This window comes from Streptomyces sp. NPDC052012 (genome assembly GCF_040689265.1).
Classification (GTDB): Bacteria; Actinomycetota; Actinomycetes; order Streptomycetales; family Streptomycetaceae; genus Streptomyces.
In genome coordinates this window covers 301302-317273 of record NZ_JBFAXA010000001.1, presented here as the reverse complement: position 1 = coordinate 317273, position 15972 = coordinate 301302, and the positions used below count along the sequence as shown (strand labels likewise).

The window sequence follows — 15972 nt, the reverse complement described above, 5'->3', positions numbered from 1 at the left end:
AACGAAGGAGCGCCATCATGGCCGCCACTCAGGAAGAGATCGTCGCCGGTCTCGCGGAGATCGTGAACGAGATCGCCGGCATCCCGGTTGAGGACGTCCAGCTGGACAAGTCCTTCACCGACGACCTGGACGTCGACTCGCTGTCCATGGTCGAGGTCGTCGTCGCCGCCGAAGAGCGCTTCGACGTCAAGATCCCGGACGACGACGTCAAGAACCTCAAGACCGTCGGCGACGCGACCGACTACATCCTCAAGCACCAGGCCTGATCACCCGATCAAAGCCTCTGGGCTGACTGCCCCGCCACCCGGCGGTGGCGCCGTACGAATCCTCGTATCCGTTGGAGAAAGAATTCCCGTGAGCTCGACCAATCGCACCGTGGTCGTCACCGGTATCGGCGCAACCACACCGCTGGGTGGCGACGCAGCCTCTACCTGGGAGGGCCTGGTCGCCGGACGTTCCGGCGTCAAGCCCCTGGAGCAGGAGTGGGCCGCCGAGCAGGCGGTCCGTATCGCGGCCCCGGTGGCCGTGGAACCCACCGAGGTCATCCCCCGGCCGCAGGCCCGCCGCCTGGACCGCTCGGCGCAGTTCGCGCTGGTCGCGGCGAAGGAGGCGTGGGCCGACGCCGGTTTCGAGGCGAAGGCCGGCGAGGACGCGAGCGTCGACCCCGACCGGCTGGGCGCGGTCATCGCCTCCGGCATCGGCGGTGTGACGACGCTGCTGGACCAGTACGACGTGCTGAAGGAGAAGGGCGTCCGCCGCGTCTCCCCGCACACCGTGCCCATGCTGATGCCGAACAGCCCCTCGGCCAACGTGGGCCTGTTCGTGGGCGCCCGCGCGGGCGTGCACACGCCGGTCTCGGCGTGCGCGTCGGGCGCGGAGGCCATCGGCTACGCCATCGAGATGATCCGCACGGGCCGCGCCGATGTCGTCGTCGCGGGTGGCACCGAGGCGGCGATCCACCCGCTGCCGATCGCCGCGTTCGGCAACATGATGGCGATGTCCAAGAACAACGACGACCCGCAGGGCGCGTCGCGTCCCTACGACGTGGCCCGTGACGGCTTCGTCCTCGGTGAGGGCGCGGGCGTCATCGTCCTGGAGTCCGCGGAGCACGCGGCGAAGCGTGGGGCGCGGGTGTACGCGGAGGCGGTCGGGCAGGGCGTGTCCGCCGACAGCCACGACATCGTGCAGCCGGAGCCGGAGGGGCGGGGCATCTCGCACGCCCTGCAGAACCTGCTGGACCGGACGGATCTGGACCCGTCCGAGATCGTCCACGTGAACGCGCACGCGACGTCGACGCCGGCCGGTGACATCGCCGAGCTGAAGGCGCTGCGGAAGGTGTTCGGGGACGACGCCGACCACATGGCGGTGTCGGCGACGAAGTCGATGACCGGGCATCTGCTCGGTGGTGCCGGTGGTGTGGAGTCGGTGGCCACGGTGCTGGCGCTGTACCACCGGGTGGCTCCGCCGACGATCAATGTGGAGAACATCGATCCTGAGGCCGAGGCGAACGCGGATGTTGTTCGCGGTGAGGCTCGGAAGCTGCCGGTCGAGGGCAGGATCGCTGCGCTGAACGACTCGTTCGGGTTCGGTGGGCACAACGTGGTGCTGGCGTTCCGTACGGTGTGAGAACGCCGTCAGCTGAGAATGGCCCGGACTCCTTGGTGGAGTTCGGGCCATCGCCGTTGGTGGTGTCTGTTGTCGGCCGAGTGCTGCGCCGTTGTGGCTGGTCGCGCAGTTCCCCGCGCCCCTAGGGGGTTTCACACAACCTGGTGCAACCAGCGGACCGGGGCGCCCTCGCCCGCGTATCTGAAGGGTTCCAGTTCGTCGTCCCAGGGCTTGCCCAGGAGTCTGGCGATTTCTGCTTCCAGGTCGGTCTCGTCGGCCTTGGAGCGCTGCAGGGCTGCGCGCAGGCGGTCCTCGGGGATCAGGATGTCGCCGTGGATGCCGGTGACGGCGTGGAAGATGCCGAGGTCCGGGGTGCAGCTGTAGCGCTCGCCCTCGGCGCTGGGGGACGGCTCGGCGGTGACCTCGAAGCGCAGCAGGTGCCAGCCGCGCAGCGCGGAGGCGAGTTTGGAGGCGGTGCCGGGCTGGCCCTGCCAGGAGAACTCCGAGCGCCAGGTCCCGGGGGCGGCGGGCTGGCGGATCCAGTCCAGGCTGACGCGCGTGCCGAGCACCCCGGCGACGGCCCACTCGACGTGCGGGCACAGCGCGCGCGGCGCGGAGTGCACGTACAGAACTCCACGTGTCGTCACCGGAACCTCCGGGCTGAGCGGGACATCTTGACAACGGGCGGAACGGCCGTGACCGGGCAGGCCACGTTGATGGCGAGGCTACCCTGCGGCGGCGCAAGGAGTGTGACGTACCGTCGGTCCCGGTGCCCGGAAACTTTCACCATTCACCCGGCAGGACGCTTGTACGGGTGCGAGACGTTCCCTCCGGTCGAGCGGGAACCCCTGTGCGTTGTTAATGGGTGGGGGACGGTGATGTCACGACGCACGGGGAGGCGACGGAATTGGACCAGGGGACGCGGAGGCGCCGCTCGTGGGCCGTTCTCGCCGCGGTGACGGCCGGCGTGCTGGGCGTCGCGGGGTGCGATGCCGTCGGTGGTGACGCGCCGGCCCCGTCGGGTACGGAGGCGAAGCTGGGCAGGCCGTCGCCGAGGCCCACGCCGGTGTGGGACACCAGCCCGTCCTCGGTGGCGGCGGTGGGTGACTCCATCACGCGGGGCTTCGACGCGTGCGCGGTGCTGACGGACTGTCCGGAGGTGTCGTGGGCGACGGGCGGCAGCGAGCTGGTGGACAGTCTCGCGGTGCGGCTGCTGGGGAAGGCGGGGGCGGCCGAGCGGAGCTGGAACTACGCGGTGACCGGGGCGCGCATGGCGGATCTGCCGGCGCAGATGGCCCGGGCGGTGCGGCGCGATCCGCAGCTGGTGGCGGTGATGGCCGGGGCCAACGACGCCTGCCGGGTCAGCACCTCGGCGATGACGCCGGTGGCCGACTTCCGCGCCGACTTCGAGGAGGCGATGCGCACGTTGCGCGAGGCGCTTCCCAAGGCGCAGGTGTATGTGGCGAGCGTGCCGGATCTGAAGCGGCTGTGGTCGCAGGGGCGGACCAGTGCGCTGGGCAAGCAGGTGTGGAAGCTGGGCATCTGCCCGTCGATGCTGGGTGACCCGGACGCGCTGGACGCGGCGGCGACCACGCGGCGCGAGACGGTGGCCCAGCGGGTGGAGGACTACAACGAGGTGCTGGCGGAGGTCTGCGCGAAGGACCGGCGGTGCCGGTACGACGGCGGCGCGGTGCACGCGTACCGCTTCGGGACGGCGCAGTTGAGCCGCTGGGACTGGTTCCACCCCAGTGTCGACGGGCAGGCGAGGCTCGCGGAGATCGCGTATCGGACGGTCACGGCGAAGCAGCCGCCGCGTCCATGAGCCCCGGCCCGGGGTCAGGGTCCCGGACCGGGGCTGCTCATGGGATGCCCCCGGGGTACCGACGTTAATCGCCGCGCTGGGCCCGCGGCCCGCGATCGGGTCAGTGGCCGGGATCCGTACGAACCCTTCACACACCTGGCCGCAGTGAGACGGTAGGTTTTGTTATGTACGCGTGACATTGCCTGCTGCGGAATGTCGTACGGTGACGACATGACGACCAGGGCCAGGAGCGAGGCGCGGCGTGCGGAGATCGTGCAGGCCGCCCTGGGGGTGATCGCCGAGCGGGGTTACCGGGCGGCGAGCCTGGCGGCGGTCGCGGAGCGGGTCGGGCTCACCCAGCAGGGGCTGCTGCACTACTTCCCGACCAAGGAGGCGCTGCTCGTCGCCGTCCTGGAGGAACGCGACCGCTGGGACGCGCTGCCCGCCCATCAGTTCCGGCTGGACCTGCTGGCCTCGCTGGTCGAGTACAACGCGATGCGCCCCGCCATCATCCAGACCTTCTCCGCCCTGCTCGGCGAGAGCGTCACCGAGGGGCACCCGGCCCGCGCGTACTTCACCGAGCGCTACGTCCAGGTCCGCGCCGGCATGGCGGAGGTGCTGCGCGCCGAGTACGGCGACCCCCTCCCGAGCGGCCTGACCCCCGAGCGTGCCGCACCCCTGCTGGTGGCGCTGCTGGACGGCCTCCAGTACCAGTGGCTGCTCGACCCCGAGTCGGTGGACATGCCCGGCGCCTTCCGTGACTTCCTGACCCTGCTCGGCGAGACGGGCGACTGACATACTGCGGCCTCCGGCACGTACCCCACTGCGACGGAAGGCCCAAGTCCCTTGATACCTGCACGCGTTGGCATCGGCGTCCTCGGTCTGGCCCTGCTGACCTCCCTCACCGCCCCCACGACCGCGGCCGCCGCCCGGCCGGCCGCCCCCTCCCCCACCGTGGAGGAACAGCGCCTGGACAGAGCCGCCCCGCAGGAGATCCTGCGACGCTCCGGATTCGACTCCGTGGCAGCGGAGTTCGCCCGGACGCTGGACCGGGCGGGGTCCTACGCGCAGGCCCGCCGGGTCGTCGCACGGGAGGGGACGGAGCTGTGGCGCCGGGCGGTCGCGCGGGCGCAGGGGCGGGGCCCGGCGGGCGGGGATCTCAGCCGGGACGACGACCGGCCGCTGTACTGGGCGCGGCTGGGCATGACGCGTGAAGTACGCACCTGGGAGCCGCGTTTCGGGCTGACGGACGACCAGCGGTCCCGGCTGATCGAGGAGCTGGAGCGCACCTCGCGCGGGCAGAGCACGATCCGCTACCCGCACGGCGACGGCCTGCGGCGCGTCCTGCTCACCGGCTTCGACCCGTTCACCCTGGACCGGGACATCCGCATCTCGAACCCGTCCGGCGCCACCGCGCTCGCTCTCGACGGCACCGTGATCGAGACCGCCGGCGGTCCGGCGCGCATCGAGACGGCCGTGTTCCCGGTGCGCTGGCGGGACTTCGCCGAAGGGACCGTGGAGCGGACGCTGCGGCCGCATCTGCCCCGGGTGGATGTGTTCACCACGGTCAGCCAGGGCCGGGTCGGCCGCTTCGACGTGGAGCGGACCAACGGGGCCTGGCGCGGCGGCTTCCCGGACAACGAGAACGTCTCCCGCACCGGGACGATCCCGGTCACCGACCCGGCCACGCAGCCCCAGTGGACGACGACCACCCTGCCGTACGCGGACATCGTGGCCGCGAACACCGGACGTTTCCCGGTCTACGACAACACCGGCGTGACGGAGATCCCGGCGGGAGGCACCGAGCCCGTCGTCCGCCCCGCCGGGCCCACGCCCGGCTCGACGGCCCGCGCGGGCGGCGGCGGTGACTACCTCTCCAACGAGATCGCCTACCGGGCGACCCTCCTGCGCGACCGCCTCGGCCTGGGCGCCACGCTGCCCGGCGGGCATGTGCACACGCCCGTGCTGCAGTTCGGCGCCGGGAACACGACCGAGGTCACCGATCCGGAGTTCGTGCGCAACCGGCTCGACATCGTCGCGCAGGTGCGGTCGATCGTGACGGTCGCCGCGTCCGCTAGTGCGACGGAGCGAACGCGAGGCTGATGCCCAGGCCGGCCAGGACGGATCCGATGACCTTGTTGAGGACCTTCTGGCCGCGCAGCATCAGGGTGCGCATGCGGTCGTGCGAGAAGAACACCGCGACGACGCCGAACCACAGCAGGTGGGCCAGCGACATGAACAGCCCGTAGCCCACCTGCTGGACGACCGGTGTGCCCGGGCTGACGACCTGCGCGAACGTGGAGACGACGAAGAGGGTCGTCTTGGGATTGAGCACGTTGGTCAGAAAGCCGGTGCGCAGCGCGGCGAGCGGCGTCAGACCGGTCCCGTTCTCCAGGTCGACGGTGACCTCGCCGCGGGTGCGGAAAGTGCGGACGCCGATGTAGACCAGGTAGGCCGCGCCGACCAGCTTGATGACCGTGAACAGGAAGGTGGAGGAGGCGATCAGCAGGCCGACGCCGAGCATCGTGTAGGTGACGTGCACGAGGACGCCGGCGGCGACACCGACCGCGCCGAGCAGTCCCGTCCGCCGGCCGTAGAGGTAGCTGTTGCGCACGATCATGGCGAAGTCGGCGCCGGGCGCGATGACGGCCAGAACGGTGATGACGGCGACGGCGAGCACCTCGGTCACGGGGCGACGCCCTCCTCGTCCGTCTCCTCGGCCCCGTCCCCGGCGATCTCCTCACCGAGCAGGTCGCGCGCCATCAGGGTGGCACCGGCGACCGCGCCCGGCATCAGGAAGACGGCGACGAACGGGACGAGGAAGGCCAGCCCCAGCGGCGTACCGAAGCCCCACACCAGCGTCTTGCGGCCCCTCAGCAGAGCGAGCCGGTCCCGCAGCTCGACCCCGCGCCGCTGCATGGCCACGGAGGTGAGTTCCTCGGTGAGGAAGAAGCCGGTGACGAAGAAACCGATCACCGGAACGACCGTCTGCCCCACGACGGGGATGAAGCCGAGCGCGAAGAGCAGCACGGCCCACAGCAGCGCCCGCAGGACGATCCGCAGGCTGTCCCGCCCGGAGATCCACAGCTCCCGCCACAGCGGCAGCCCCGACTCGGGCGCGTGACCGTCGGGCGACACGTCCTCGTCGACCTTCTCCGAGAGACTCTCGTAGAAGGGCTGGCCGACGAGCAGCGTCACCGCGGTGAAGGTGAGCACGGACAGCAGCAGGCCGAGGGCGAACAGCACGGCGGTGAGGAAGCCGCGGAACAGCCCCGGCCACGGGCTGGACCAGTCGTCGGCGAACGGTGTCGCCCAGGCAACGAGGTCCACGCCCCACAGGGCGAGCGCGACGAGCGCCGCCGCGTACAGCACGAGGGTGATCAGCCCCGGCAGCAGTCCGAACCCGAACTGCTTGCCGTGCCGGGCCACCCACCGCTGCCCCTTCAGCAGATACCGGAAACCCACCCCAAGATCGCGCATGGGAGAACCATAGGTGAGTCGAACGGCCTCTCGCCTCCGTACCGCTGTGTACAGAGCCCTGGAGGTGGCGGATGACGCAGGAGATCCATGGCACCGTGGCCGACGGCTTCGAGGCGGCACGGGAGGAGTTCGCGGCGCTCGTGGCGGCAGAACGGCCGGACTACGAGGGCCAGTTGTGCGCCTACGTGCACGGCAGGAGAGTGGTCGACCTGTGGTCGGCCGGCAGCGGACCCGACACCCTCTACGCCGTCCACGGCTCCACCAAGGGCGCCGCCTTCCTGGTGGTGGCCGTGCTCGTGCAGGACGGCACCCTGGAGCTGGACCGCAAAGTGACCTACTACTGGCCGGAGTTCGCCGCGGAGGGCAAGGGCGCGCTGACCCTGCGGGACCTGCTCACCCACCGTGCGGGCGTGGTCGGCACGGACACCGGTTTCACCGTCGCCGAGCTGGCCGACGACCGTGCCGTCGCCGAGCGCCTGGCCGATCAGCGCCCGTTCTGGCGCCCGGGCACCGCCTTCGGCTACCACGCCCTGGTGATCGGCGCACTCGCCGGCGAGGTGGTGCGCCGCGCCACGGGCCACACGCTCCAGCAGGTCTACGAGGACCGGGTCCGCGCTGCCTACGCCCTGGACGTCCACCTGGGCCTGCCCTCGGCCCACGAGCCCCGCTTCCGCCCCACGCGCCCGCCGGAGCCCACCCCCACCCAGCGGATCGAACGCGACGCACGCCCGGACGGCCCCGGCGCCCTGCACGCGATCGCCTACAACCGCAACGCCCCCGCCCCCACCGACCTGGCGACCCTCCCGAACGATCCGCTGATCCGCGCCCGGGGCCCGGCGTCGGTGGGCGGTGTCGCCTCGGCACGAGGGCTCGCCGGGATGTACGCGGCGGCGATCAGCGAGACCGGTGAGCGCGAGGCGCTGCTGAAACCGGACACGATCGCGGAGCTGGGCCAGCTGCACGCGACCGGCCACGACCTGGTGACCCGCACGCACCGGGCCTACGCCCTCGGCTTCCAGGCCACCGCTGAGACCTGGCATCCCTTCCTCGGTGCCGGCACGTTCGGCCACAGCGGCACGGCAGGCTCCCAGGCGTTCGCGGACCCCCGCAGCGGTCTCGCCTACGGCTACACCAGGCGCCGCTGCCCCCACCCCCCGGGCGCGGCCCCGGAGAACGACCGCCTGGTCAGGGCGGTCCACCGAGCGGCCACCCACGCATGAGGGTCGCCTCCGCGGAAGCGACCCTCACACCCGGCCTCTCAGACCAGCGTCACGCTGATGTTGCCGCGGGTGGCCTTGGAGTACGGGCACACCTGGTGCGCCTTCTCGACGAGCGAGCGGGCGACGCCGGCGTCCACGCCAGGAATGTTCGCCTCGATCTCCACGATGATCCCGAACCCGTCGTCGTTCTTGCCGATGCCGACCTTGGCGGTCACGGTCGAGCCGGAGATGTCGGCACCCTCCTGGCGGGCGACGACGCCGAGGGCGCCCTGGAAGCAGGCGCTGTACCCGGCGGCGAACAGCTGCTCCGGGTTGGTACCGGTGCCGCTGCCGCCCATCTCCTTCGGCGGGTTCACGACCACGTCGAGCTTGCCGTCGTCGGTGGCGACCCGCCCGTCCCGGCCGTTCTCGGCGGTGGCGACGGCGGTGTACAGGACGTCGGACTGCTGAATGGGCATACGGTGCGTTCCTCCTAGGTCCGCCGTGACTCGCGCCCACGATCACGACGATTCCGGAAAGAACTTACCGCATACCGAAAACCCCGGGAAGCGGTCAGAGCTTGACGATCATCTTCCCGGTGTTGTCCCCGCGCAGCACTCCCAGGAACGCCTCGAGGTTGTTCTCGATCCCCTCGACGACGGTCTCCCGGTACTTCAGCTCACCGGACCGCACCCAGCCCCCGACCTCTTCCACGAACTGCGGCTGAAGGTCGTAGTGATCCCCGACGAGGAAGCCCTCGATCCGTCCCCGCGTCTGAATGAGACGCGCGAGGTTCCGGGGCCCGGGAGCAGGCTCGGTGTTGTTGTACACGGAGATCATTCCGCAGACAGCAATACGACCCCCCTCATTGAGCGCCCCGATCGCGGCCTCCAGGTGCTCGCCGCCCACATTGTCGAAGTACACGTCGACACCGTCGGGAGCAGCAGCCCGCAGCTGCTCGCTCACCGGCCCGTTCTTGTAGTTGAAGGCGGCGTCGAACCCGTACTCCTCCACGAGCAGCTTCACCTTCTCGTCGGACCCGGCCGACCCCACGACCCTCGAGGCGCCTTTCAGCTTCGCGATCTGCCCCACCTGACTGCCGACGGCCCCGGCCGCCCCGGAGACGAAGACCGAGTCCCCCTCCTTGAAGGACGCCGTACGCAGCAGCCCCGCGTAGGCGGTGAGCCCGGTCATCCCGAGCACGCCGAGGTACGCCGAGAGCGGTGCGACCTCGGGGTCCACCTTGACGGCGTTCTTCGCGGCGACGACGGCGTACTCGCGCCACCCGAAGAAGTGCAGCACGTGATCGCCGACCGCGATCCCCTCCGCGTCGGACGCGATGACCTCGCCGACGGCACCGCCCTGCATGACCTTGCCGAGCTCGAAGGGGGCGACATAGGACTTGGCGGCGCTCATGCGTCCGCGCATGTACGGGTCGACGGAGAGGTACTCGTTCCGCACCAGCACCTGACCCTCACCGAGCGCGGGAACCTCGGCCTCGACGAGTGCGAAGTCCTCGGGCTTCGGCCAGCCGACGGGCCGGCTCAGCAGATGCCATTCGCGGCCGCGGGTGGGGAGTACGGGGCTGTCGGACATGAGGGCGCCTTTCTTGGTCGCAAATACTTCAGTACCTGAAACAACGATGCGCCTGAATATTTCATGCTGTCAAGCAAGTGGGTAGGCTGGAGACCATGCCCACATCCCGCACCCCCGACCCCCTCACCCTGGAGGTCGTCGACCTCATCGGCTCCGTCGTGGCCCGCTACCACGAGGAGTACGAGTCGGCGGCGGCGGGACACGCGCTGACCGGGGCGCAGGCGCGGCTGCTGAGCCTGCTGTCGCTGGAGCCGCTGCCCATGCGGAAGCTGGCGCAGCGGCTGAAGTGCGAGCCGTCGAACGTCACCGGGATCGTGGACCGCCTGGAGGCCCGGGGGCTGGTGGAGCGCCGGCCGGACCCTGCGGACCGGAGGGTGAAGCTGGCAGTAGCCACAGAAGAAGGGCGAAAAGTGGTCCGAAGCCTTCAGGAGTCACTGCGGTTCGCCCGGGAGCCGTTGGCGGGGTTGTCGGAGCCGGAGCGGATCGCACTGCGGGATGCGCTGCGGCGGATGCTGGAGGGCTGAGCCGGGGTTGCCTGGTGGCCCGGTGCTGGTGCTGGGCATGTGTCGCGGGATCGGCGGCCACGCGCGACGGACCTTGGGCCTGGCGCGCACGCGTACGGCGGGGAGGGGACGGGGCGGTGGTGTCCGCCCGCAGCGGCTGGCGCGTCAACACCCCCGCTTCCTGAGTGACCGATTCCGCGCCAGACCGAGGACGGACACCACCGCCCCGGCCCCGCCCCACCCACCACCCGTAGGCGCTGCACAAGCCCCCACCGAAGCCGCGGTGGCGCCGCAGGCATAAGGCGCGCACCCCCACCGAAGCCGCACCCGCTACGCGCACCACCACAAGAAGCGGTCACACGTCTCCGTCGGCGTCGGCTTCGGTTTCGCGTCCGGCTTCTTCGTCGTCGGTTCCGGCTCCGGCGCCTGCGGCGCCTCCTCGGCCGGCGGCGGCTGCTGCGCCGGTGTCGTCGTAGGGGCCGGCTCCGGAACCGCCGTAGGCGCGGCCGACTGCGCGTCCTTCTCCGGCGTCTCCGACTCCTCGTCCCCCGGCGACTCCGACCCCGAGGGCGACCCCGACACCCCCTCCGAGGGAGCCTTCGACGAGCCACCGCCCGCACCCGCGACCGTAGGTGACTCCTCCGACTCCACCTCGGTCGCGCCACCGTCCGCCGTCTCGTCCCCGGCCGCCGCCGGCTTCGGCGACGACCCCGGCGCGTCGATCCCCAGCTCCGCCAGACTCAACCCACCCGCCGCCAGCACGAACCCCGCGGCCACCATCAACGTCCGCCGCCGCCGACGCCGATGCGCCGCCGCCTTCCGGTCCCGCCGACTGAACCCCCGCGCTTCCGGCTCCAGTTCCGGCCCGCGCTCCCGCTCCGGCTCCGAAGCCTCCCGCTCCGGCTCCGAAGCCTCCCGCCCCGGCTCCGAGGCATCCTGCCCCCTCTCCATCCGCACGACAGACTCAGGAACCGGCTGATGAACCGAAACCGGCGCAGGCGCCCCACACCCAGGACAGGCAAGGGCGCCGTTCAGGTGCCGTCGGCACGGGTGGCAGTAGTCCATGACGCGGGAAGGTTAGGTTCCGCTCACGTCGTCTTCCTAGCCCTTGCTGTGAAGGTTTCGTAGGGGTGAGGACCCACCCCCGACTCAATGGTTTCGAAACTGCCGAAACCGTTATGCGCGTGACCCATTGACACCCCCACCACCCCGTCCTTACTGTCACGCCAGCATTTCGAACGCGTGCCGAAATATCGAACACCCAGAGGGGCAACAACCGTGCGCATCACCGGAATCAGCACCCACGTGGTCGGAACGCCGTGGCGCAACCTGACCTACGTCCAGGTGCACACCGACGAGGGACTCACGGGTGTCGGCGAGACCAGGATGCTCGGCCACACCGACGCCCTCCTCGGCTATCTGAAGGAAGCCGAGGTCAACCACATTCTCGGCTCCGACCCCTTCGCCGTCGAGGACCTCGTCAAGCGCATGAAGTACGGCGACTACGGCCGCGCGGGCGAGATCGTGATGTCCGGCATCGCGGTCGTCGAGATGGCCTGCTGGGACATCAAGGGCAAGGCACTCGGCGTCCCCGTGTGGCAGCTCCTCGGCGGAAAGGTGACCGACAAGGTCAAGGCGTACGCCAACGGCTGGTACACCACCGAACGCACCCCCGAGGCCTACCACAAGGCCGCCCAGCAGGTGATGGAGCGCGGCTACCGGGCCCTGAAGATCGACCCCTTCGGCACCGGCCACTTCGAACTCGACCACGACCAGACGCTCTACGCCGTCTCCCTCATCGAGGCCGTCCGCGACGCCATCGGCCCCGAGGCCGAGCTGATGCTGGAGATGCACGGCCGCTTCTCCCCCGCCACCGCCGTACGCCTCGCCCGCGAGCTCGCCCCCTTCAACCCGGCCTGGCTGGAGGAGCCCTGTCCGCCCGAGAACCTCAAGGCCCTCGAAAAGGTCGCCGCCAAGGTCGACATGCCGATCGCCACCGGTGAACGCATCCACGACCGCATCGAGTTCCGCGAGCTGTTCGAGAACCAGGCCGTCGACATCATCCAGCCGGACGTCGGCCACATCGGCGGCATCTGGGAGACGCGCAAGCTCGCCGCCACCGCCGAGACCCACTACATGCTGGTCGCACCCCACAACGTCGGCGGCTCGGTCCTCACCGCCGCCTCCCTCCAGGTCGGCTTCACCTCCCCGAACTTCAAGATCCTGGAGCACTTCAACGACTTCGCCGACGCGGAGATCAAGAAGGTCGTCAAGGGCGCGCCGCAGGTGAACCCGGAGGACGGCTGCTTCCACCTCTCCGACGCCCCCGGCCTCGGTGTCGAGCTGGACGTGGACGCCGCCGCCGAGTTCCCGCAGCAGCAGGCCCGCTTCGACCTGTGGGCCGAGGGCTGGGAACAGCGCAAGCCGAAGGGCACGACATGAGTTCCCAGGTCCTGATCGAGGCCCCCGGCGTCCACCGCCTCGCACCGCACACCCCCCGCGACCCGGGCCCCGGCGAGGCCCTGGTCCGCGTGCACGCGGCCGGCATCTGCGGCAGCGACCGCGAGGTCTACCAGGGCAACCGCCCCGAGGGCTACGTCCGTTACCCGCTCACGCCGGGCCACGAGTGGTCCGGCACCGTCGAGCAGGTCGGCGCCGGCGTCCCCGCCTCCCTTCTCCACCGCAAGGTCGTCGGAGAGGGCTTCCGCAACTGCCAGGTCTGCGACCGCTGTCACGCGGGCGAGACGACGCTGTGCGGCGCGGGCTACGAGGAGACCGGTTTCACCCAGCCGGGCGCCATGGCCCCCACCCTCACCCTCCCCGCCCGCCTCCTGCACCCCCTCCCCGACGCCGCAGACCTCACCGCCGCCGCCCTCCTCGAACCGGCCGCCTGCATCGCGGCCGCGGCGCTCAAGGCGAACGCCCGCCCCGGCGAGCGGGTCGCGGTCGTCGGCACCGGCACCCTCGGCATGTTCGCGGTGCAGTTCCTCAGGGCGAACTCGCCCTCGGAACTGCTCGTCGTGGGCACCCGGCGCGACCGCGAGGCCCTGTCCCGCCAGTTCGGCGCGACGCACTTCCGCACCAAGGACGACGACCTCCCCGGCGGCTTCGACGTGGTGATCGAGACCGCCGGCTCCGCGGACGCGGCCCGCACCGCCGCCGGCCTGCTCCGCCGCGGCGGCCGGCTGGTGCTCACCGGCATCCCCGCGCCCGGCGCCGACGGACTCGACCCCACGGACCTCGTCGTACGGCAACTGGAGGTGCACACCGTCTTCGGGGCGCCGCCGGACGCCTGGGCGCACACGGTGCGGGTCTTCGCGGCCGGGCTCCTCGATCCGCTGCCGCTCGTCACGCACGAGCTGCCGCTCGCCGAATTCCCGTACGCCATCGAGCTGGTGGGGTCGGGGGATCCGAAGGTCGGCAAGGTCCTGCTCCGCCCCTAGCCGTACGCCGGTACGGGGGCGACCTGACGGTCTCCGTACCGGCGTACACCCACCGTCGCGAACCTCGTCCGACATATCGAACATCGCCTGCACGGCACGCCGCCGCACGCGGCACATCGACGACACGACCACGAAGGACACCCTGTGACCGACCCTTCCGCCAAGGCGCCCCGCAGGCCCGGTGAGCAGGTGCTCGCCGCGCTCGGCCTGGGCGCGCCCGCCCCCGATCCCGCCGACGCCTCGCCGCACGTCTTCCCCGGCGGTGGCCGCTGGCGCACCGAGATCCCCTCGTGCGAGGGCCCCGAGGCGCTGGCCGTCGTGCTCAAGGAGTCCTCGCGTCTGGACGTGCCGATCCACCGGATCAGCCAGGGCAGCGGCGTGTGGATGCTGACGGACGCGGAGATCACCGAGATGGTGGAGGCCACGGCCGCACGTGACATCGAGCTGTGCCTGTTCACCGGCCCGCGCGGCACCTGGGACATCGGCGGCTCGACGCGCACCGACTCGCGGGGCGCCGGACTGCGCGCCCGTGGCCACGACGCGGTCGCCGGCTGTGTCGAGGACGCCGTGCGAGCCACGGAGCTGGGCGTCAAGTGCCTGCTCGTCGCGGACGAGGGCGTGCTGTGGACGCTGCACCGGGCACGGGCGCAGGGACTGCTCCCGGCCGACACCACCCTGAAGGTCTCCGCGCTCGTCGGACCGGTCAATCCGGCGGCGTACGCGGTGTACGAGCGGCTCGGCGCCGACTCGATCAACGTGCCCAGCGATCTGACGCTCGACCATCTCACCGAGATACGGCGAGTTTCGGCCGCACCGCTGGACATGTACATCGAGGCGCCGGACGACCTCGGCGGCTATGTGCGGATGTACGAGGTCGCCGAGCTCATCCGGCGGGGCGCACCGCTGTATCTGAAGTTCGGTCTGTCCAAGGCACCCGGCATCTACCCGTACGGCCACCATCTGCGCGAGCTGACCCTGGCGACCGCGAAGGAGCGGGTGCGGCGCGGCCGGCTGGCCCTGGACCTGCTGGCGCGGCACGGTGCCGACGGCGACATGGCGCCGCTCGGTTCGCGGCTTCCGGGCGATCTGTGCCGGTTCGAAACTTCGTCATAACGTTCCGGAAACTCGACTTCACACAAGCGCTCACAGCCGCGCAGAATCCCACACACCTCTTCTCGGTCTCTCATCAAGGATGATGATCATGCGTAACCGCAGAGCCGCCCTCGCCGCCATAGCCACCGCCGCCTCCCTCGCCCTCACGCTGACCGCCTGCGGCCAGAGCAGTGAGGGCGGCAGCGAGGAGGGCGAGGGAAGCTCGGAGGGGGCGACCATCGGCATCGCGATGCCGACCAAGTCCTCCGAGCGCTGGATCGCCGACGGCAACAACGTCAAGAAGGACCTGGAGTCCAAGGGCTACAAGACCAAGCTGGTCTACGGCGAGGACGACCCGGACCAGCAGGTCTCCCAGGTGGAGAACCTGATCACGCAGGGCGTCAAGGCGCTGATCGTCGCCGCGATCGACAACAAGTCGATGAACAACGTCCTCCAGCAGGCCAAGGACGCCGACATCCCGGTGATCTCCTACGACCGCCTGATCCTCGGCACGGAGAACGTCGACTACTACGCCTCCTTCGACAACGAGAAGGTCGGCGAGCTCCAGGGCGACTACATCGTCGACAAGCTGGGCCTGAAGGACGGCAGCGAGAAGGGCCCCTTCAACATCGAGCTGTTCGCCGGCTCCAACGACGACAACAACACCCGCTACTTCTTCCAGGGCGCCATGAAGGTGCTGCAGCCCTACATCGACAAGAAGCAGCTCGTCGTCAAGTCCGGCCAGACCGAGCTGAACCAGGTCACCACCCTGCGCTGGGACGGCGGCACCGCGCAGAAGCGCATGGACGACATCCTGACCTCCGCCTACAAGACCGACCGGGTCGACGCGGTGCTCTCGCCGTACGACGGCATCTCCATCGGCATCCTGTCGGCGCTGAAGTCGGACGACTACGGCTCCAAGGCCAAGCCGCTGCCGGTCGTCACCGGCCAGGACGCCGAGGTCGCCTCGGTGAAGTCGATCATCGCCGACGAGCAGTCGATGACCGTGTACAAGGACACCCGCGAACTCGCCAAGGTGGCCTCGAACATGGTCGACGCGCTGCTGAACGACAAGAAGCCCGAGGTCAACGACACCAAGACGTACGACAACGGTGCCAAGGTCGTGCCCGCCTACCTGCTGGAGCCGGTCGCGGTGGACAAGGCGAACTACCAGAAGGTCGTCGTCGACTCCGGCTACATCAAGGAGAGCGACCTCAAGTAGCCCCCGCCATCGACCGACGACTCACCACTGA

At 70.5% G+C, this 15972-nt stretch carries 17 protein-coding genes; 11 read left to right on the top strand and 6 right to left on the bottom strand.

Features of this window, described 5'->3' with window-relative positions; translation table 11 throughout:
• The first annotated feature begins 17 nt into the window (after window positions 1-17).
• Both AB0412_RS01400 and fabF read left to right on the top strand, forming a co-directional pair.
• Complete coding sequence (locus AB0412_RS01400; RefSeq protein ID WP_004931691.1) at window positions 18-266, top strand: acyl carrier protein; 249 nt, start codon at window positions 18-20, stop codon at window positions 264-266.
• 88 nt (window positions 267-354) lie between these two features.
• A complete protein-coding gene (fabF, locus tag AB0412_RS01395; RefSeq protein ID WP_366400379.1) occupies window positions 355-1626 on the top strand; it encodes a beta-ketoacyl-ACP synthase II in 1272 nt (423 codons plus the stop codon).
• A 131-nt stretch (window positions 1627-1757) separates the two neighbouring features.
• Here the strand turns inward: fabF and AB0412_RS01390 are convergent, their stop codons facing one another.
• A complete protein-coding gene (locus AB0412_RS01390) occupies window positions 1758-2252 on the bottom strand; it encodes a DUF3145 domain-containing protein (RefSeq protein ID WP_366400378.1) in 495 nt (164 codons plus the stop codon).
• Window positions 2253-2512: 260 nt separating this feature from the next.
• Here AB0412_RS01390 and AB0412_RS01385 point away from each other — a divergent pair, with 260 nt between their 5' ends.
• The 3 genes from AB0412_RS01385 to AB0412_RS01375 all read left to right on the top strand — a co-directional run bounded on the left by AB0412_RS01385 (window position 2513) and on the right by AB0412_RS01375 (window position 5509).
• Complete coding sequence (locus tag AB0412_RS01385) at window positions 2513-3427, top strand: SGNH/GDSL hydrolase family protein (RefSeq protein ID WP_366400377.1); 915 nt, start codon at window positions 2513-2515, stop codon at window positions 3425-3427.
• A 192-nt stretch (window positions 3428-3619) separates the two neighbouring features.
• The gene (locus AB0412_RS01380; protein ID WP_366400376.1) at window positions 3620-4201 is read left to right on the top strand and encodes a TetR family transcriptional regulator; all 582 of its coding nucleotides are present in this window, start codon (window positions 3620-3622) and stop codon (window positions 4199-4201) included.
• 51 nt (window positions 4202-4252) lie between these two features.
• Window positions 4253-5509, top strand: coding sequence for a pyroglutamyl peptidase (locus AB0412_RS01375; protein ID WP_366400375.1), 1257 nt, complete (start codon window positions 4253-4255; stop codon window positions 5507-5509).
• On the opposite strand, the gene AB0412_RS01370 is transcribed toward AB0412_RS01375, so the two are convergent.
• A complete protein-coding gene (locus AB0412_RS01370; RefSeq protein ID WP_366400374.1) occupies window positions 5481-6095 on the bottom strand; it encodes a LysE family transporter in 615 nt (204 codons plus the stop codon). The genes AB0412_RS01375 and AB0412_RS01370 overlap by 29 nt on opposite strands.
• The gene (locus tag AB0412_RS01365; RefSeq protein WP_366400373.1) at window positions 6092-6886 is read right to left on the bottom strand and encodes an EI24 domain-containing protein; all 795 of its coding nucleotides are present in this window, start codon (window positions 6884-6886) and stop codon (window positions 6092-6094) included. The genes AB0412_RS01370 and AB0412_RS01365 overlap by 4 nt, the downstream gene beginning before the upstream one ends.
• Window positions 6887-6957: 71 nt before the next feature.
• Here AB0412_RS01365 and AB0412_RS01360 point away from each other — a divergent pair, with 71 nt between their 5' ends.
• On the top strand, window positions 6958-8106 hold the full coding sequence (locus tag AB0412_RS01360) for a serine hydrolase domain-containing protein (RefSeq protein WP_366400372.1): 1149 nt from the start codon (window positions 6958-6960) through the stop codon (window positions 8104-8106).
• A gap of 38 nt (window positions 8107-8144) precedes the next feature.
• Here the strand turns inward: AB0412_RS01360 and AB0412_RS01355 are convergent, their stop codons facing one another.
• Both AB0412_RS01355 and AB0412_RS01350 read right to left on the bottom strand, forming a co-directional pair.
• Window positions 8145-8564: an organic hydroperoxide resistance protein gene (locus AB0412_RS01355; RefSeq protein ID WP_366400371.1), complete on the bottom strand. Its 420-nt coding sequence runs from the start codon at window positions 8562-8564 to the stop codon at window positions 8145-8147.
• Window positions 8565-8658: 94 nt separating this feature from the next.
• Window positions 8659-9681 carry an NADP-dependent oxidoreductase gene (locus AB0412_RS01350; protein ID WP_366400370.1) on the bottom strand — a complete coding sequence of 341 codons (1023 nt, stop codon included), beginning with the start codon at window positions 9679-9681 and terminating at the stop codon, window positions 8659-8661.
• 95 nt (window positions 9682-9776) lie between these two features.
• Here AB0412_RS01350 and AB0412_RS01345 point away from each other — a divergent pair, with 95 nt between their 5' ends.
• Window positions 9777-10205 (top strand): MarR family transcriptional regulator, encoded by a 429-nt coding sequence (locus tag AB0412_RS01345; RefSeq protein ID WP_366400369.1) that lies wholly within the window; start codon window positions 9777-9779, stop codon window positions 10203-10205.
• A 309-nt stretch (window positions 10206-10514) separates the two neighbouring features.
• Here the strand turns inward: AB0412_RS01345 and AB0412_RS01340 are convergent, their stop codons facing one another.
• Window positions 10515-10964, bottom strand: a complete 450-nt coding sequence (locus tag AB0412_RS01340) for a hypothetical protein (RefSeq protein WP_366400368.1) — start codon at window positions 10962-10964, stop codon at window positions 10515-10517.
• Between the two features lie 498 nt (window positions 10965-11462).
• Here AB0412_RS01340 and AB0412_RS01335 point away from each other — a divergent pair, with 498 nt between their 5' ends.
• From AB0412_RS01335 to chvE, 4 genes are all read left to right on the top strand, one after another.
• A complete protein-coding gene (locus AB0412_RS01335) occupies window positions 11463-12626 on the top strand; it encodes a mandelate racemase/muconate lactonizing enzyme family protein (protein ID WP_366400367.1) in 1164 nt (387 codons plus the stop codon).
• Window positions 12623-13627, top strand: a complete 1005-nt coding sequence (locus tag AB0412_RS01330; RefSeq protein ID WP_366400366.1) for an alcohol dehydrogenase catalytic domain-containing protein — start codon at window positions 12623-12625, stop codon at window positions 13625-13627. Before AB0412_RS01335 ends, AB0412_RS01330 begins: the two co-directional genes overlap by 4 nt.
• Window positions 13628-13771: 144 nt before the next feature.
• Window positions 13772-14740, top strand: a complete 969-nt coding sequence (locus AB0412_RS01325; RefSeq protein WP_366400365.1) for a hypothetical protein — start codon at window positions 13772-13774, stop codon at window positions 14738-14740.
• Window positions 14741-14828: 88 nt separating this feature from the next.
• Window positions 14829-15941 (top strand): multiple monosaccharide ABC transporter substrate-binding protein, encoded by a 1113-nt coding sequence (gene chvE, locus AB0412_RS01320; RefSeq protein WP_366400364.1) that lies wholly within the window; start codon window positions 14829-14831, stop codon window positions 15939-15941.
• Window positions 15942-15972 lie beyond the last annotated feature (31 nt).